The 2,950-nt window shown below is 38.2% G+C and carries 1 protein-coding gene and 1 pseudogene; both read right to left on the bottom strand.

Going from position 1 to position 2,950, the window contains the following annotated elements:
* Positions 1-1,462 precede the first annotated feature (1,462 nt).
* Positions 1,463-2,434 (bottom strand): protein rep, encoded by a 972-nt coding sequence (locus tag IGI65_RS14130; protein WP_067396506.1) that lies wholly within the window; start codon positions 2,432-2,434, stop codon positions 1,463-1,465.
* A 300-nt stretch (positions 2,435-2,734) separates the two neighbouring features.
* Positions 2,735-2,920 (bottom strand): annotated as a pseudogene (locus IGI65_RS14125) (hypothetical protein); the annotation flags it as partial.
* Positions 2,921-2,950 lie beyond the last annotated feature (30 nt).

The following is a 2,950-nucleotide window of genomic DNA, read 5'->3' as shown; positions in this document are numbered from 1 at the left end:
AAGATTAATCTATCCAAGTCACAGAAAAAGCCTTGAAACGTCCTCAGAAGCGTTTTAAGGCCTTTTTCTGTCATGTCCAATAAAAAACCTTGGGCGTTGCCCAAACCCACCAGGAAATCATTTCCTGGACCTTCTACACGTTCGCCACTCGTGGGCGTCCCCAACTTATTGTTGGGGCAGACAAGAGCGTGGAATCTTGTTTACAGCCGTCCATTCCTTAAAGCCTCTCAGAAGCTCTAAGAAGCCCTCACAGGCGTTCTAAGACCTTCTAGTTCGATTTACCATGGACTGCACCTCACACTCGTTTCTTTTGCGTCTATTGACTGCTATTGCCGTTTAGGAATAAAAAGCAACCATTCAGGGAATCGTTCTACTTTTCCTGAACGGCAGTCACAACTATCGAAGGAGCTTGCGACTGATAGTTGGGATTGACGGAAGGCTTCACGAGCTCCAGCGAGTGACTATTATTTTTTCTTTCTTTTTTTTTCACCTCACAAAAAAATACGCCACTTTCTTTTTTTCTTTTTCAACTTTTTTTGTTCGCACGGACAGCCGAATACATTAGGTGTAGTTACCAGAATTTCTGACCATTTTGTCTCATAAGGGGTAAAAACCCACGTTGCGACAAAATGGTCAGAAATTCTGGTAGGCGGAAAACGTTATTTTATTCGGCTGTCCGTGCGTTTTTCACTTTGATCGTTCCGCAATGTTTCCGCAACAAACCCGCAAGGAAACCACAGCTTTTCCGCATATTTTTTCGATTTATCTTTTGCATACTTCCTGCATGGTTCCTGCACATTTACTGTATACGTACTGCCGAATTTGGCGATTGAATTGTTCTCTTGTTGGGAGTTGAAACTCTATGGTTACTCTACAGTTACTCTATAGATACTCTATACTTACTCTCGATTTTGATGCGTCGTTCGTTATTCGATTTTTTATGATAGTCTTACGATAATCCGGTAAAAGTCCGACAATAGTCTGACGAAAGTCCAAATTTTGGTCTGTCACTTTTCGTTATTTAGCGCATTGTTCTGTTATTGGTTCGTTGACAAAAACCACGTTATAACCACGGATTTATGCCCATCATTTACACGCATTCGATTGATTATTTTGAAGCTGGTTACATGCTGTTTAAACGCAAAAAGAGACGTCATTTGCCAACAATCAATGTAAAACAAGACGCGTTTTTACTCATCAATTACGTTCGTTTGATTCATTACTTTGAAGCTAATCGCATATATTTCACAAGCAAATCATCAATCAACTTCGTTCTAAACAACCATTCTTTGCCTATAAAAGACACACAAAAAATCTAAACTTTTTCTCATTTTTTCGAAAAAGTTCCCTCTCACAATTGTTGTATTAATTTGGGGCAAGCATCGGGTGTGTGCGCACACCTTTCTTTTTTGTCATTTCATTCGAACAAATAAAAAAAGTGGACGAAATTCGTCCACCCCATTCATTTTTTCTCTTCGTCGTACATACCAGTAAAAAATCGCTTTTCATCTTCGTTCAACGCGCGATAATCGATTGCATATTGCGCTTCATTTTTCATCCATGAAGCCGTTAAAAACCAAAAATAATCATTCTCGTCTTTTTGTTTGTATCGGTCTAAAGCACCAGACTCAAATTTCTTTTTGTAGTCTTTGAACACACCGTTGAACGTAATCAACTGGCGCCCTTTCATTGCAAAATAAAACGTATCGAATACTTCTTGGTTTTCCGTCATTTCAAAGTCTTTGGCCGAATATTTTGCGACTTCCAAGACTGCTTTCTCTTGTTGGAACCCTTTAACCTTGCGAATATCCAGCTGTGTAATCTCGTCGGTACCGTCTGGATTGATTCCCATTTTCCCCGTTACCTCTCGCCATAAATCCAGCCATTCAGATTGCTTAATATAATAATCTTTAAGCTTAAAGTAATATTTTGGAACAGCCAAAATCAAATGAAAATGCGGATTATAGTCGTCTCGCTCTTTGTTGTACGTGATTTCCAATTTCCGTACATAGCCTTTAATTGCAGCTTTCACTTTCTTCCGACGAAACAATTTCGACAACGCATGATTGAACAAATCAATTTCCTGATTCAATTGACTGCTTTTCACATTGGGTGTCGTCAATGTCAAAAAGAGAAATTGATAGTCTTTTTCCTCACTGATTGCTTGCATCATAATCGACAACATCATCGCATCTTTCCGTGCTTTACGCCACGCACATAACGGACAAAAACGATTTTTACAAAAATGTGCCTGCACCAATTTCTTTTTCTCCTTGTCTATCGTGGCAATAAATTCCAAATATGAACCACACCCCGTCATCAGCTCGTGCATTCTTGTAGGAATTCGACTTTCACTCAAAGCCAGTACTTTCCGTAAATTTTTCTTTTTCTCACGATAAGTTCCATTAATCAAATCTTGTCTTTTCTCTGTCATCTTGTTATACTGAATCTACAAATTTTGTACAAATAGGCTGAAAAGCCGATAACAAAAAAATAAGATTGCTCTCCTTTCTGATTTAGTTTTTTTCTAGACAATTAAAACTATAAATCAACCATATGGAAAAAGCAATCTTTTTTTTTGTGCTTCCTTACAGCCACAAGGGTTTGACCTAGGTCAAACCCCGATTTTTTCGCCGAAAATAGTTACCTATATTATCAAGATAAGAAACGAGATTTTTCGCTCCGCTCAAAATCTCGAAATAAAATAACAAAAAAAAGGAGTATTCAACCTTTTCTCCTTCAGTTTTCCGACGATTGTAATTCGATCGATTGACCAACTTAATTTTAGGGGGTGTACCTTATCGTCAACACTTAACCGCCTGTTAGAAATACGGTTAAGTTTTTCGAGCTGATTTATCGTTGTTCTTTTTTCTATTTCGCTAAAAATATTTTTATACACGGTGAAACTTGCTATAATCATCTTGAGAACGTCTTCCAGCGTTCTCTCCAA

It is taken from the genome of Enterococcus sp. DIV0755b (genome assembly GCF_051713765.1).
GTDB classification, from domain to species: Bacteria; Bacillota; Bacilli; order Lactobacillales; family Enterococcaceae; genus Enterococcus_C; species Enterococcus_C canintestini.
Note: the sequence above shows the minus strand (reverse complement) of the source record. Positions and strands in the feature narration are given on the sequence as shown.

Coding starts and splice junctions, on each gene's coding strand:
- IGI65_RS14130 (WP_067396506.1), bottom strand. CDS start 2,434: ATGACAGAGAAAAGACAAGATTTGATTAATGGAACTTATCGTGAGAAA.